This window comes from Chryseobacterium electrogenes, from assembly GCF_053553015.1.
This window is the reverse complement of record NZ_JBNPPB010000002.1, coordinates 1551070-1563845: the sequence shown is the minus strand read 5'-3', so window position 1 is coordinate 1563845 and position 12776 is coordinate 1551070. Positions and strand designations below refer to the sequence as shown.

The window sequence follows — 12776 nt, the reverse complement described above, 5'->3', positions numbered from 1 at the left end:
TTTAAAATGAAAAAAATATTTTTACTAACCGTATTAGGATTGACTTTCATTACTCAATCTTGCATCAAAGACAACGAAGATCCTATTGCAATACCAAAGTCTGATGGTGCTGTTGTAAGCCCTAATGTGGGTGGAGCAAGTCAGCCTAACCAAGTCTGGATAGATCTAGGTACAGAAGATGTAGCTTATAATAAAAGAACCGATTGGGATTTTGGGTTTTATACAGGGACACAATTTAAGGTTATTCTTAACTCTTCTATTATGATGGCTGCAGGCAAGATTCCTAATGCAACTAATATTGATGAGGTTAAAGAAGCAGATCTTTATGACTTACAAGAAAAAGTTGTTGTTGCTAGTTTTGATCCAGCTAACGAACAATTTATTGATGACCCTAAAGGTTACATTGTGACAGGGAGAACTGCTATCTCAGAAATTACGGCCAATGATGACTCCGTTTACCTTATCAATATGGGATTTGATATATATAAAGGCGTAGAGACCCCAGGTACTGCCTATACCGGAGGAGAAAGTAGAGGTTGGAAGAAAGTACAAATAACAAGAGTTAATGACGGTTATAAAATTAAGTATGCCAATCTTAACGAAAAAACTCACCAAGAATATATTATCACCAAGAATTCAGATTTTAATTTTAACTTTTTTAGTACGATCTCAGGTAAGGAAGTTTCTGCACAGCCAGAGAAGAAAAAATGGGATATTGGCTTCACCGTTATTACCAATGTAATTGCTGGCGCAGGAAGTTATATTTATGCCGACTTTGTGGTTACTAACGTTCTTGGTGGTGCCAGTGCTTATCAAGTCACTGTAAAAGCTCCTGCGACTGGTCAGGCTAGATATGATCAATTTAAAATTGAAGATATTGATGTGACTAAATTTATTAATAATGACCAAACTGTTATTGGTGCTAACTGGAGAAATCCTATAGGTGCTAATGGATTGGAGGTATATTCTGATAGATTTTATGTCATAAGAGATGCAGATGGTTATTTCTTCAAACTTAGATTTACAAGAATGACAGATCCTAATGGTAATCGTGGTTTTCCTCAATTTGAATACAAACCATTATAATTTAATAAATACTATAAACCTATAAACAATATGAAAAAATTAGTCTTAATGGCATCTGTGATGCTAGCATTATATTCTTGTAAAAAAGAAGATGCAAAATCAGAAGGAGCAGCAACAGAACAATCTTCAGAAGCACCTAAAACCGCTAACAAAATTGTATCATTATCTGGCGGAATTACAGAAATCGTAAGTGCATTAGGTCACGAATCCGAAATTATCGGGACAGATGTTACCAGCACATATCCAGAAAGCCTTAAAGCTACAGCCAAAGATCTTGGTCACGTTAGGTCTATGACGATTGAGCCTATTATGGCGCTTAATCCAACATTAATTTTGGCGTCTGATAAAGATCTTAACCCAGAATTATTAGCTAAAATCACTTCTTCTGGTATCAAAGCAGATATTCTAAAACAAGAATTCTCTGTTGAAGGAACTAAAAAATTAATCGAAGAAGTAGCAAAAGCAGTTGGTAACAATGATTATCAAAAACTTTATGACAAAATTGATGCTGATCTTAAAGAAATACAACCATTAGCTAAAAAACCAAAAGTACTATTTATCTACGCAAGAGGTAATAACCTAATGGTAGCTGGTAAAAATACAGCAATGTCTAATCTGATTGCTTTGGCTGGTGGAGAGAATGCTTTCAATGATTTTGAAGATTTCAAACCATTAACTCCAGAAGCTGTTGTACAAGGTAATCCAGATGTATTATTTTTATTTACAAGTGGATTGCAAGGTGCAGGCGGTATAGATGCAGTTCTTAAGATGCCAGGTGTAGCACAGACTAATGCTGGTAAGAACAAAAAAGTTATCGCAATGGACGGAGGCTTAGTGTCTAGTTTTGGACCAAGATTAGGAGAAGCAGCATTAGGATTAAATAAACTTTTAATTGAAAACACAAAATAAATTATATATTCACTTGATATTAGGAGGGTTATTGCTGATAATTTTGGCAATAACTTCTCTTTATATTGGCGTTTATGACTTTGGTGATAAATCGCCTTTTTCTGTTTTGTGGCAAGTGATAACCCAAGATCCTAGCATTACATTAAGTGAGAAATATGTCATTTGGGACGTTAGATTTTCTAGAGTCATTATGGCAATATTGATAGGAAGTATGTTAGCCGTTTCTGGTACAGCATTACAAGGGATGTTCAAGAATCCATTAGCAACCAGCGACTTAATTGGATTAACATCTGGAGCAACTTTGTTGGCGGCATTTGCAATAGTTTTGGGTGGACATTTTAGAGCCTATTTACCAGAAGCTTTACAGTTTTCATTAGTAGGATTTTCGGCATTTTTGGGAGCATTATTATCGATGTTGTTGGTATACAGAATTTCTACAAGCAGCGGAAAAACCAATGTGATCATGATGCTTTTAACTGGTGTTGCGATAACAGCAATTGGATTTTCTATCACAGGTTTTTTAATTTATTTGTCAAAAGACGATCAATTAAGAGATTTAACCTTTTGGAATATGGGAAGTCTAGCAGCTGCAACTTGGACTAAAAATATTGTTCTCTTTGTGGTATTGGTAATTTCTTACTTTATATTATTACCGAAAGGAAAAGCGCTTAACGCAATGATGCTGGGAGAAAAAGACGCACAACATTTAGGCATTAACGTAGAAAAACTGAAAAAACAAATTGTCGTAATTACGGCTCTAATGGTGGGTACTTGCGTTGCGTTTTCTGGGACGATTGGTTTTGTAGGATTGATTGTACCGTATATTTTACGATTATTATTTAAGTCCAATTATCATTTTATTTTACCATTGTCAGCTGTATTTGGTGCTGTTTTGTTATTAATTGCAGACACGATTAGCCGAAGTATTGTCGCACCTAGCGAGCTTCCGATTGGTATTTTGACAGCATTAATGGGCGGACCTATTTTTATTGCCATTTTAATGAAACAAAAAAAATCTCTCTAATGATAAAAGCACATCAGATAAGCTACAAGCATAAGACGTTCCATATTTTGGATGGCGTAGATGTATCGTTAGAGTACGGAGAATTTTTGGCAATTGTTGGGCCTAATGGAGCAGGTAAATCTAGTCTTCTAAGTGTTTTGGCTAATGAAGTCAAGCAAGATAAAAAGTCAGATGTTTTATTTAAAAATAAACCAATGTACGATTGGTCAGTGCAGGATTTATCGATTCATAAAGCTAAATTTTCTCAACATAACAGCAATGATATTCCGTTGCAGGTAAAGGATGTTGTGATGATGGGACGTTATCCTTACTTTGATTCTCAGCCGAGAAAAGAAGATATGGAAGCCATGCACAATATGATGTTAGAAACAGATATTAATCATCTCAAAGAGCGGGATTATAACACACTTTCTGGCGGCGAAAAACAAAGAGTACACCTATCCAGAGTCTTGGCGCAGCTAGAAAATGATGTCGCACATAAATTGCTTTTTTTGGATGAACCTCTTAATAATTTGGATGTTAAACATCAATATCGTGCTTTGGATATTATTAAGAAATTTACTGCCAAAGCTAATTCTGCCATTGTTGTCTTACACGATCTTAATTTGGCGGCACAATTTGCAGATAAAATTTTATTGATGAAAGGCGGGAAAGTAGCCGCATTTGGTAAGCCCGATGAGGTTTTTACAGCAGAAAAAATTAGCGATACTTACAATTTTCCGTGTACAATTTGTAAGCATCCAATTAATGAAAATCCAATGATTATTTTTGGTTAAAATGAACGAAAAAGATTTAAAAATACTAGCGAAAAACCTAGCCAACCCCGAAGGCGAAAAAGGATTGGAGATTGCTGATATGATGCATGCAACCAATATTTCTATGACTTTAGAAAGTATTAAGGCTATGGCGCTGCAAGATTTGGATTCAGTTTTAGAAGTGGGGCAGGGTAATGCTGGACATTTAGAATTTGTTTTAAATGAAGCAAAAAATATTCAATATATAGGTCTGGATATTTCCGAAACTATGAGGAAAGCAGCTGTTGAAAAGAATCAAGCCTTCAAAGATCAAGCGCAATTTTTAGTTTATAACGGGCATGATATTCCGTTTCAAGATTATAAGTTTAACAAGATATTTACGGTTAATACACTTTACTTTTGGGAAAGACCGCTAGATTTTCTCAATGAAATTTTTAGAGTTTTAAAACCCGAAGGCATTTTTGTCTTGACGTTTGGTCAAAAAGAATTTATGCAAAATCTACCGTTTACCGAGTTTGGATTTAACCTTTATGATAATCAAAGTTTGATAAAAATGATAGAGAAAAGCCTGTTTTCTAATTATATCTTAACCGAAAAGGAAGAAGTAATTAAAAGTAAAACAGGAGAATTAGTCACAAGAATTTATACCATATTAACGATAAAAAAATAAGATAATGAGCGAGTTAAAAGAAAAATGGAATCAGCTAAAAGCTGAAAACGCACATTTGAGAATACGTAATGCTGCAGAGCAATTAGGCGTAAGTGAGGCAGATCTATTATTAACTAATATTGGAGAAGGTGTAACCATCCTGAAAGCAGATTTTGCAGCGATTTTGTCTGAAGTAGAAAGTCTGGGAAAAGTAATGGCATTAACAAGAAATGACGAGTGTGTGCATGAGAGAAAAGGAGTCTATCTTAATGGCGATTTTAGCAGTCCACATGCACAATTATTTGTAGGAGAGGATATTGATCTTAGGATTTTCCTTAATTCTTGGAAACATGCTTTTGCCGTTGTAGAAGGAGATAAAAAAAGCTTACAATTCTCTGGAAAAGACGGATTGGCTCTTCATAAAATATATTTGACTAAGGATAGCAACGCTGAGGCTTTTGATGTTTTAGTAGAGAAATTTAAAGCAGAAGATCAAGATCAGGTTTTTGCGTTTGAACCTATTCCTGCAAAAGCTGATGAGAAAGCAGATTCTGATATTGATGTTGAAGGTTTCAGAAAAGCTTGGTCAGAATTGAAAGATACACATGATTTCTTCATGATGTTGAGAAAATTTGGTGTGTCAAGAACTCAAGCTTTGCGATTGGGTGCAGCCGAGTTTGTGACAAAAGTTGATAATGCTAGCGTAGTGACTTTGCTAGAGAAAGCTTCTGCACAGCATTTGCCAATTATGGTTTTTGTTGGTAATCGTGGGATTATTCAGATTCATACAGGAGAAGTTAAGAAGGTAATGTGGCATGGTAGCTGGATTAACGTGATGGATCCAGACTTCAATCTTCACCTTGATACCGCTAAAATTGCCGAAACTTGGGTGGTGAAAAAACCTACCGAAGACGGATTAGTACATGCTCTAGAAGTTTTTAATAAAGATGGTGAGTTTATCGCTCAATTCTTTGGAAAGAGAAAACCTGGTATCCCAGAATTACCAGAATGGAAAGCTTTGGTTGAAGAGTTAGAAAAATAATTGGATTAACGTCCAATATTTATCATTAAAGTTTATTAATTGATTCTAAGACCGTTTTGTTAATTATTTAATTTCGAAGCGGTCTTTTATTTTATAATTTTAAAATATGAAAAAATTAGTTTTTGCGTTAATGCTTTCCGGTTTAGGGTTGGTTAATGCTCAGAATTTTACCGCTTACCAACTTTTTAATAAAAAAGGGAAAGTAGTAAAACCAGAAAATATGCTGAAAGAATTAGCGACTTATGATGTCGTTTTGTTTGGCGAAAATCATAACAGTTCTATCAATCATTGGTTGCAATTAAAGGTGACAGAAGGTCTTTTCAAAGAAAAAAAAGGACAATTAGTTCTGGCAGCAGAGATGTTTGAGAGAGATAATCAGCCTCAGGTTAACCAATATCTTGCGGGTAAGTTGGATGCTAAAGTGTTAAAAGATTCTGTAAGACTTTGGAACAATTATTCTACGGATTATAAACCGCTTTTGGATTTTGCAAAAGATAATAAACTGAAATTTATCGCCGGAAATATCCCAAGAAGATACGCTTCTCAGGTGGCAAAACAAGGTTTAGAATCCTTAAATACTTTGCCAGAATTAGATAAAACTTATATAGCGCAATTGCCGATAAAAGTGACATTGGATACACCTGGATACAAAGAAATGAAAGCCATGATGGGCGATCATGCTGATGATATGAAGGTGATGAATTTTGTCTCAGCCCAAGCGGTAAAAGATGCGACGATGGCTGAGTCTATTTTGCGAAATATCGAGGCTGGGAAGACACTTATCCATTATCATGGCAATTACCATAGCAAAGAATATGGCGGCATATATTGGTATCTGAAAGCTAAAAATCCTGAGCTGAAAATTGCGGTGATTTCTGTATTTGAGTCCGATCAACCAGAATTGAAAGTGCCAGAAAAAGATTATATTCCGACAGAATTTAACTTGGTAATTCCGTCTGATATGACAAAGACATTTTAGATTTTCAATTTTTTCATTTATAAAAGCAAACTTTACTCAGAGTTTGCTTTTTTTGTGTTTTAATTTGTGAAAAGCAGATTATTTAAAGGATAAACTTTAATTTCTTTTTGCTAATTCAAAATTAAATAAGACCTTTAATCCTTGCAAAATTATACTATGAAATTTTTTAACTTATTATGTCTTGTTCTATGTATTTCTGTATTTGGTCAAAAATTGACAAAAGAAGAATTAACAATCATCAACCAAGGTGACATATCGTTATTATTGCCAATTTATCAGACAAGCGATCAGCACCAACATGACGTCCTTCTGGGATTATCAACGGATGTTAACCCAAAAGATAAAGCCACCGAAATATTGGTTAATCGCATGAAATTATCACTGTTATCCACAGATGGCGGCGTTGGGATTGCGGCACCACAAGTCGGGATTAATAGAAATGTAATCTGGGTACAACGTTTTGACAAGGCCGGAAATCCATTAGAATATTTTCTTAATCCTAAAATCATTTGGAGATCTGAGCTTCTCAATTATGGTCCTGAGGGAGATCTTTCTATCCCAGAATTCAGAGAAATGTTTTATAGAAGCAAGGTCATTCAGTTAGAATATTACGATTTGAAAAACCAAAAACACACCGAAATTGTAGAAGGATTCAGCGCTGTTATTTTCCAACATGAGATCGACCATTTGTCAGGAATACTGATTTCTGATAAGATAGAGCAGCAAAGGCAACAGAATTATAAATCTGTTGAATCTTTTCAAAAAATAAATTAAAAATGTAGAGGATAATATAAAATTTGTAACTTTAGTTTTCGAATGAATTTTTAAACTTAAAAAAATAATAAACTATGAGATTGATTATTAGCCTTTTGATTACAGCTGTTTCGGCTTTTTTATTGAGCAAAGTACTAACTGGAGTTCATTTTGATGGTTTTGGATCGACAATTATTTTCGCAATTGTTTTAGGTATTCTTAATATGATTGTAAGACCCGTATTGTCAATTTTGTCTTTGCCTATTACCATTATTACATTAGGATTATTCTCTTTTGTAATTAATGCCATTATTATTTTGCTGTGTGATTATTTTATGGATAGTATGCAGGTTGCAAGCTTCTGGTGGGCATTATTATTCAGTATATTATTGTCTTTGGTAACATCATTTTTCAGTTCAATCTTCGAGAAAGATTAATTTTTTGATTTTAAATTTCAAAAATTAAGGAAAATGTATAAAATATATTGCCATTACTTATCAATGGGTTTGTTATGAAGATTATGTTAAATAAGTTTCTTAGCATTAAAAAGAATATTTCTATTCCATAATTGTCCTAAAAGTTAGGTTGATTCTAGCTGTTTTAATTTTTTTTGTTGGAGGAAGCCTGTGTAGCCAATGCGTCTGTGTAGTATCTTTCATTACCAATAAACTACCGTGCTCTAGAATCAACTCAACTTTTTCTTTGGATTGTTTGTGCTTAAAGGCAAACTTACGTTCTGCCCCAAAACTTAGAGAAGCAATTGCACCATTTTTCTTAAGATCTGCTTCTCCGTCGCTGTGCCACGCCATACCTTCGTCACCATTGTGATATAAATTGAGAAGACAAGAATTGAATGTTTCGCCTGTTTCTTTTTCAGCAATATCTTTAAGTTCTAGAAGTTCTTTTGACCAAGCCAAAGCGCGTTTTGTCGTGTTAGAGTAGGTGTACTCAAAAGGTTGGTCTCCATACCACGCAACTTTACGTTTGGTAAAGATTTTTTTTCCAAAAATTATGGCTTCATCATTACGCCAAGCAATGGTTTCTAACAGATTATTGAAATAGAAATCAGCTTGTTCTCTTGTTAAAAGCTTACCATGATAATTGACCGTTCCATCCTTTGGAAGCCAGTTTTTTGTTATATCTATGGTTTGATTAAATAAGTCCATTTTTTCCGTTTTTTGAAAATCTTAAATATTATCCAACATTAAATTTCAGAATTAATTTGTGCCGCTTCCCAACCAATTATTGCTGTTTTTCTTGTGTTTCCCCACATATAACCGCCGAAATTTCCGGTTGATTGAATCACACGATGACAAGGTATAAGAAAAGCCACAGGATTACTTCCGATTGCTGTCCCAACAGCTCTAGAAGCTTTTGGGTTACCAATTCTATTGGCAATATTGCCGTAAGTAGATAATTGCCCTAATGGTATTTTTAACAATGCTTCCCAAACTTTTAATTGAAAATCAGTGCCTTTAAGATGCAATTTGATTTCCGGTAATTTGTTCCAATCATTTTGAAAAATGAACAACGCATTTTGTTGGTTAATATCTGATTTTCTTTGGAAAGTAGCATTATAGAATTTCGCTCTAAGATTGGCAAGTGCTTTTTCTTCATCGTTGTCAAAGGCTATATAACAAACACCTTTTGAGGTAGAGGCAATAATTAGATTACCAAAAGGGCTTGTTGCAAAATTATAATTTATGACTAGGTTTTTACCAGCATTTTTATATTCTGCAGGCGTCATTCCTTCAATATTAATAAAAAGATCATGCAATCTTGCCGTACCAGAAAGTCCTGTCTCTAGCGCTGTGTCAAAGAGTGTAGACTGATTATTTAATACATTTTTAGCATGTTCTATACTTATGTATTGCAAGAATTTTTTGGGAGTTGTACCAGCCCATTCACTAAACATACGTTGAAAATGAAATGGACTCAGATGTACTTGCTCCGCAACTTTATCTAGATTAGGTTGTTGTTGGAAATTGTTTTTGATATAATCAATAGCATCCGCAATCCGGTTGTAATTTATAAAATCTTGCTCAGTCATTGTTCTGAATTTTTCTACTACAAATGTCGGCACAATTTTATAAACCAAAAATCCGAAACTTGCTGAATTTCCTATTTTGGTTATTTTTTTTAATAAAAGTTATAATAAAGCTAAAACTGATTATATCTAAAAAAATCCTATTGATAAAACTAGAGCTAATCTAAGGCACAAAAATTATTCTTATATATTAGAACATCGGATGGTTGTTAGCAGATTCCTTAGGAACATCTTGATGAACATCCCAATGTTCTACAATTTTATTATTAGCAATTTTAAAAATATCTATCGTAGAAACAAGTGTCCCATCTGGGTTTTTATCTTTGAGGTGTACAAATACTAAATCACCATCTGCTGCAACATGCTGAACGTCAATTTTAGTTTTAGGCTGTCCTTTAAACCAAACTGCCGCTGCTTTTTTAAAAGCTTCTGCGCCGTCAGCTACCGTAGGATTATGTTGGATGTATTCTGGTGCAATATATTGATCTACTGCGCTAAGATCTTTGTCTCCAAACATCTTTTGATAAAAGTCCAAAACTAATTTTTTATTCGCTTCATCTTGCGTGTTTTTATCGGAATATTCTTGCTTAGGAGCAATTTTTTGTTCTCTATTTTCTTTCTTTTCGCAACTGCTTAATGTTGCAACTGCAAGTCCTAAAAAAGATAATGTTAAAATTGATTTTTTCATAAAATGTAATTTATTTGTGAATAAAATATTAGAATTTCTTACTATTTGCAAATTTTAAACCATAAATTATTTGTTCATTTTTTTTAACCCAATTTTATAACTTTATTAACTTTGTAGGCCATGGTCATTATTTTAATCATAACATGTTTTAGCTTTTTTGTATTTGCATTAGATAAGTACAAGGCAATACATCATAAAAGAAGGATTTCTGAGAATGCTTTACTATTATTTTCTTTTTGTGGCGGAAGTCTTGGCGCCATATTAGCAATGATCATTTGCCGACATAAAATATCTAAAGGTTCTTTTATCTTAAAATTTATATTGGTTTTAGTGATTCAAATTATTGTAGCATTTTTTATTTATCAGAATTTTTTTACATTCAATAATTAATGATTACCAGCGTTTTCTTCTCATGTACACAAAAGTGCAGGCAACGACTAATCCCATAAAACCGAGTGTGTAAAAATAACCATGCTCAAGATGAAGCTCTGGCATCAAATCGAAATTCATTCCGTACACGCCAGCAATAAAAGTGATTGGTAAAAAATAAACCGAATAGATTGCTAACAGCTTCATAACCTGATTGGCTTTTTGGTCAGACAGCGCTAAGAACATCGAGATTAAGTTGGTTGTCTGTGTGCTTAGATGGTCAAAATCTGCCAATACATCTTTCTGTTTGTCCAACAAGTCCATTACTTCTACATCTTCTAGGTCTAAGGTTTTGAATTTTGTAATCCAATCCGTCGAGATGTACAAAATCCTGGTGTTGAGTCCAGATTTGCGTTTCAATTTATATAATCTTCGTATTTGGTTAGATTGATTAGAGTTTTTCAAGAAAATCTCGTTTTCCATCGTATCAAGAACTTCTAGAAGATAATTACTTTCGTCATCAAAAGTTTTCATCACTTTAAGAGAAAGGCGCAACGCTAGATTAGCAGGCTTTAGCTCGCTTTTATCAATTTTTTCTAAAAAAATATCATCAATAACCGCTTGTATACTTTTACTTTTTAGTCGGTGCACGGTGATGATGACATTGGGTAATATAAAAACACTCAGCTTGCTGCTTACATCACTAATGCTATTAAGTGTCTGGCGTTCTAGATCCGTATTTTCGCGCATCAAGAAGAATTTCACACCTTCCACTTCCTCATATTTCGGCAAGTGATTAGGATCAATTGTATCTTCTAGGAGAAGTTGGTTGATGAGATAACGTTGATTAAGAAAAGTCAGATCCTCTTCCGTAGCTTGTTCTACATCCACCCATTCGCAATAATCGTTCTTGAAAATAATTTCTATAGCCATAGCACAAAACTAACTAAAAAAGTCATAATCTTATCTAATTTTTTTAGGAGCCGGGAACCTGCTTTTTGTTACAATCTTTTATCTTGTCTAGCTTAGGCTTCCCACGGATAAAAGGATTTTCACGTCAATCAGGGCTAGATATTTCTGGGTGATCATTAAGTGATGACATAGAAATATCTTCACTCTATTCATCAATAAGTGATATGTAAAGAATAAAACCTTATTTTTGCACAAATTTTCAATTAGCAACTAATATGCACTCAGAAGGAAAGTATGCAGATGAGTTGGCGGTAAAATTCCCAGGAAGCAAATTCGGTTGGTCAGATCGTATTATTAATGAGCCAGATGCTATTACTGCAGAAGAAATTTACCCTCACATGAATGGTAATTTTGTCTTTAAACATGCCGTTACACGTTTCCCAGAAAGCATCATGGAAGCTCTTAATAAAGCTGGCAAAACAATTGATGATTTAGACTTATTAATTCCGCATCAAGCTAATATTAGAATTGCGCAATATGTACAACAGCTTTTAAAATTACCAGACGAAAAAGTATTTGTCAATATTCAAAAATATGGTAATACAACGGCAGCTTCTATTCCTATTGCGTTAAGCGAAGCGATCCAAGAAGGAAGAATGAAACGAGGAGATTTGGTATGTTTGTCAGCATTCGGGAGTGGTTTCACTTGGGGAAGTGTCCTTTTCGAATACTAAAATATCATACACATATAATAAGGAAAACCACTTTTTACAAGTGGTTTTTTCGTGAATTGTAATTATAAAAATATAATATTGATTTTCAGTTGTTTGATTTTTATAGATGAGTTTTTGATAATATAAATATAGTTTTGGCACGTTATTTTCAAGTAAGGTTTTTGTAAAACAAAAATTTGAAATTATGAAACTATTTAAGCAAACTGTAATAGCAGCGAGTATTTTGGGAGGAGGATTATTATTTGCTCAGAATTCTCAGATGAATAACATGGTAAAAGTTGGGGTTAATGGTGGTGTATCTACAGGAGGTAATACCTCTGCCAATGTTGGTGTAGATGTTTCTTATCAGAATCTTGTGACACCTGGTATTGGATTAGGTCTAGCGACAGGTTATAATCAATTCTTTGGAAAAGATGCAACCATTAATAATGTTAATCTTAGTAATAACAGTTTTGGAGTTGTACCAGTAGCTGCTTTAATCCGTATATATCCTAAGAAGACAGGGTTTTACTTTGGGACAGATTTAGGTTATGGTTTTATCGTAGGCAAAGATAATGTTACAGACAATTCTGTATATAATGCTGCAATGCCAGATGGAGGTTTTTACTTAAAGCCAGAGCTTGGTTACCATAATAAAGATTGGAATTTCTTTGCACATTATACGAAAGTATTTACTGGAGACAGAGGAAAAGTTGTAGATCAGAAATTTAATGCTGGTTCTGTTGGCGTTGGTGTATCTTACAACCTTCCATTAGGTAAGTAATTCTAGAAGCACATAGGTGACAAAACACAAATGATCATTTACACAATGATTGAAAGATAAATAAGA

The 12776-nt window shown here is 33.9% G+C and carries 15 protein-coding genes and 1 pseudogene; 12 read left to right on the top strand and 4 right to left on the bottom strand.

The window, feature by feature from the left end:
- The first annotated feature begins 6 nt into the window (after nucleotides 1–6).
- The 9 genes from ACQQ6V_RS07190 to ACQQ6V_RS07150 all read left to right on the top strand — a co-directional run bounded on the left by ACQQ6V_RS07190 (nucleotide 7) and on the right by ACQQ6V_RS07150 (nucleotide 7634).
- Nucleotides 7–1086 (top strand): HmuY family protein, encoded by a 1080-nt coding sequence (locus ACQQ6V_RS07190; RefSeq protein WP_448844868.1) that lies wholly within the window; start codon nucleotides 7–9, stop codon nucleotides 1084–1086.
- A gap of 30 nt (nucleotides 1087–1116) precedes the next feature.
- Complete coding sequence (locus tag ACQQ6V_RS07185) at nucleotides 1117–1995, top strand: heme/hemin ABC transporter substrate-binding protein (protein WP_448844867.1); 879 nt, start codon at nucleotides 1117–1119, stop codon at nucleotides 1993–1995.
- Nucleotides 1979–3019 carry a FecCD family ABC transporter permease gene (locus ACQQ6V_RS07180; RefSeq protein ID WP_448844866.1) on the top strand — a complete coding sequence of 347 codons (1041 nt, stop codon included), beginning with the start codon at nucleotides 1979–1981 and terminating at the stop codon, nucleotides 3017–3019. Before ACQQ6V_RS07185 ends, ACQQ6V_RS07180 begins: the two co-directional genes overlap by 17 nt.
- Entirely contained in the window at nucleotides 3019–3795 is a 777-nt protein-coding gene (locus ACQQ6V_RS07175) for a heme ABC transporter ATP-binding protein (RefSeq protein ID WP_448844865.1), read from the top strand. The genes ACQQ6V_RS07180 and ACQQ6V_RS07175 overlap by 1 nt, the downstream gene beginning before the upstream one ends.
- Nucleotide 3796: 1 nt before the next feature.
- Complete coding sequence (locus ACQQ6V_RS07170) at nucleotides 3797–4444, top strand: class I SAM-dependent methyltransferase (RefSeq protein WP_448844864.1); 648 nt, start codon at nucleotides 3797–3799, stop codon at nucleotides 4442–4444.
- 4 nt (nucleotides 4445–4448) lie between these two features.
- Nucleotides 4449–5465: a hemin-degrading factor gene (locus tag ACQQ6V_RS07165; RefSeq protein WP_448844863.1), complete on the top strand. Its 1017-nt coding sequence runs from the start codon at nucleotides 4449–4451 to the stop codon at nucleotides 5463–5465.
- Between the two features lie 106 nt (nucleotides 5466–5571).
- A complete protein-coding gene (locus tag ACQQ6V_RS07160) occupies nucleotides 5572–6444 on the top strand; it encodes a ChaN family lipoprotein (protein ID WP_448844862.1) in 873 nt (290 codons plus the stop codon).
- Nucleotides 6445–6600: 156 nt separating this feature from the next.
- Nucleotides 6601–7218 (top strand): peptide deformylase, encoded by a 618-nt coding sequence (locus tag ACQQ6V_RS07155; protein WP_448844861.1) that lies wholly within the window; start codon nucleotides 6601–6603, stop codon nucleotides 7216–7218.
- 74 nt (nucleotides 7219–7292) lie between these two features.
- Nucleotides 7293–7634 carry a phage holin family protein gene (locus ACQQ6V_RS07150; protein WP_448844860.1) on the top strand — a complete coding sequence of 114 codons (342 nt, stop codon included), beginning with the start codon at nucleotides 7293–7295 and terminating at the stop codon, nucleotides 7632–7634.
- A gap of 120 nt (nucleotides 7635–7754) precedes the next feature.
- Here the strand turns inward: ACQQ6V_RS07150 and ACQQ6V_RS07145 are convergent, their stop codons facing one another.
- The 3 genes from ACQQ6V_RS07145 to ACQQ6V_RS07135 all read right to left on the bottom strand — a co-directional run bounded on the left by ACQQ6V_RS07145 (nucleotide 7755) and on the right by ACQQ6V_RS07135 (nucleotide 9932).
- Complete coding sequence (locus ACQQ6V_RS07145; RefSeq protein WP_448844859.1) at nucleotides 7755–8363, bottom strand: alpha-ketoglutarate-dependent dioxygenase AlkB family protein; 609 nt, start codon at nucleotides 8361–8363, stop codon at nucleotides 7755–7757.
- A gap of 38 nt (nucleotides 8364–8401) precedes the next feature.
- On the bottom strand, nucleotides 8402–9247 hold the full coding sequence (locus ACQQ6V_RS07140; RefSeq protein WP_448846181.1) for a methylated-DNA--[protein]-cysteine S-methyltransferase: 846 nt from the start codon (nucleotides 9245–9247) through the stop codon (nucleotides 8402–8404).
- 187 nt (nucleotides 9248–9434) lie between these two features.
- The gene (locus ACQQ6V_RS07135; RefSeq protein WP_448844858.1) at nucleotides 9435–9932 is read right to left on the bottom strand and encodes a nuclear transport factor 2 family protein; all 498 of its coding nucleotides are present in this window, start codon (nucleotides 9930–9932) and stop codon (nucleotides 9435–9437) included.
- Nucleotides 9933–10052: 120 nt separating this feature from the next.
- Between ACQQ6V_RS07135 and ACQQ6V_RS07130 the strand changes: the two genes are divergently transcribed.
- On the top strand, nucleotides 10053–10322 hold the full coding sequence (locus tag ACQQ6V_RS07130) for a DUF1294 domain-containing protein (protein ID WP_448844857.1): 270 nt from the start codon (nucleotides 10053–10055) through the stop codon (nucleotides 10320–10322).
- 3 nt (nucleotides 10323–10325) lie between these two features.
- Here the strand turns inward: ACQQ6V_RS07130 and ACQQ6V_RS07125 are convergent, their stop codons facing one another.
- Nucleotides 10326–11234: a CorA family divalent cation transporter gene (locus ACQQ6V_RS07125; RefSeq protein ID WP_448844856.1), complete on the bottom strand. Its 909-nt coding sequence runs from the start codon at nucleotides 11232–11234 to the stop codon at nucleotides 10326–10328.
- 242 nt (nucleotides 11235–11476) lie between these two features.
- Here ACQQ6V_RS07125 and ACQQ6V_RS07120 point away from each other — a divergent pair.
- Nucleotides 11477–11947 (top strand): annotated as a pseudogene (locus ACQQ6V_RS07120) (3-oxoacyl-ACP synthase III family protein); the annotation flags it as partial.
- A gap of 184 nt (nucleotides 11948–12131) precedes the next feature.
- Nucleotides 12132–12710, top strand: a complete 579-nt coding sequence (locus ACQQ6V_RS07115) for a hypothetical protein (protein WP_448844855.1) — start codon at nucleotides 12132–12134, stop codon at nucleotides 12708–12710.
- The last annotated feature ends 66 nt before the right edge of the window (nucleotides 12711–12776 follow it).

Excerpts from the sequence above, each read along its gene's own strand:
- ACQQ6V_RS07175 (WP_448844865.1), top strand. The coding sequence starts at position 3,019 with ATGATAAAAGCACATCAGATAAGCTACAAGCATAAGACGTTCCATATT.
- ACQQ6V_RS07155 (WP_448844861.1), top strand. The coding sequence starts at position 6,601 with ATGAAATTTTTTAACTTATTATGTCTTGTTCTATGTATTTCTGTATTT.
- ACQQ6V_RS07150 (WP_448844860.1), top strand. The coding sequence starts at position 7,293 with ATGAGATTGATTATTAGCCTTTTGATTACAGCTGTTTCGGCTTTTTTA.
- ACQQ6V_RS07170 (WP_448844864.1), top strand. The coding sequence starts at position 3,797 with ATGAACGAAAAAGATTTAAAAATACTAGCGAAAAACCTAGCCAACCCC.
- ACQQ6V_RS07135 (WP_448844858.1), bottom strand. The coding sequence starts at position 9,932 with ATGAAAAAATCAATTTTAACATTATCTTTTTTAGGACTTGCAGTTGCA.
- ACQQ6V_RS07160 (WP_448844862.1), top strand. The coding sequence starts at position 5,572 with ATGAAAAAATTAGTTTTTGCGTTAATGCTTTCCGGTTTAGGGTTGGTT.
- ACQQ6V_RS07115 (WP_448844855.1), top strand. The coding sequence starts at position 12,132 with ATGAAACTATTTAAGCAAACTGTAATAGCAGCGAGTATTTTGGGAGGA.
- ACQQ6V_RS07140 (WP_448846181.1), bottom strand. The coding sequence starts at position 9,247 with ATGACTGAGCAAGATTTTATAAATTACAACCGGATTGCGGATGCTATT.
- ACQQ6V_RS07145 (WP_448844859.1), bottom strand. The coding sequence starts at position 8,363 with ATGGACTTATTTAATCAAACCATAGATATAACAAAAAACTGGCTTCCA.
- ACQQ6V_RS07125 (WP_448844856.1), bottom strand. The coding sequence starts at position 11,234 with ATGGCTATAGAAATTATTTTCAAGAACGATTATTGCGAATGGGTGGAT.
- ACQQ6V_RS07130 (WP_448844857.1), top strand. The coding sequence starts at position 10,053 with ATGGTCATTATTTTAATCATAACATGTTTTAGCTTTTTTGTATTTGCA.
- ACQQ6V_RS07190 (WP_448844868.1), top strand. The coding sequence starts at position 7 with ATGAAAAAAATATTTTTACTAACCGTATTAGGATTGACTTTCATTACT.
- ACQQ6V_RS07165 (WP_448844863.1), top strand. The coding sequence starts at position 4,449 with ATGAGCGAGTTAAAAGAAAAATGGAATCAGCTAAAAGCTGAAAACGCA.
- ACQQ6V_RS07185 (WP_448844867.1), top strand. The coding sequence starts at position 1,117 with ATGAAAAAATTAGTCTTAATGGCATCTGTGATGCTAGCATTATATTCT.